At 51.9% G+C, this 522-nt stretch carries 1 pseudogene; it reads left to right on the top strand.

Features of this window, described 5'->3' with window-relative positions:
- Positions 1 to 186: 186 nt before the first annotated feature.
- Positions 187 to 522: pseudogene (locus BK660_RS30500) on the top strand (hypothetical protein); the annotation flags it as partial.

Below are 522 nucleotides of genomic sequence, written 5' to 3'. Positions count from 1 at the left end.
AAAATCGCAGGTCACAGGTCACCTTTACCCTGTAAAGAACCCCGCAGAGCTGCCGCGTGTCGAGGCTGAGTCTTGGCCTGGGGAAGGCAACAAGTGTTGAGTGAAAGGTTCATTGAAACGACGGCCCGAAAGGGCCTTTTGCATTACCTGGATGCGATTTTCGCGCCTATTAGCCAAAGGAAGATCATGAAAAGTTCCATCAATGATCTGGCGTTTATCGAGCGTCGCCGCGTGCCTGTGAGGGCTTCATTGGGCGGTGTTTTATTCTTGGTCATGGCCATCCAGGGGTTCCGTATGGAGTCCAATGGAATCGCTGCGCTGCTGCTGGTGTGTTCGTTATGGTACTTGGGCATGGCGTGGCTGAATCGCAACGCGGGTTCGCAAACCTTGATGATCCTCAAGGACAAGGGCATCTGGTTTTTCAATGCTGATGGGTTAGTCCCCTACACATCGATTGAAGCCACAGAGGTCGAATCGTACAGCGGGATAGCTCAGATGCAACTCAATACGGTACTTCATATC

The sequence above is a fragment of the Pseudomonas brassicacearum genome (assembly GCF_003732265.1).
Lineage (GTDB): Bacteria > Pseudomonadota > Gammaproteobacteria > Pseudomonadales > Pseudomonadaceae > Aquipseudomonas > Aquipseudomonas brassicacearum_D.
This window is presented reverse-complemented; position numbering and strand designations above follow the sequence as displayed.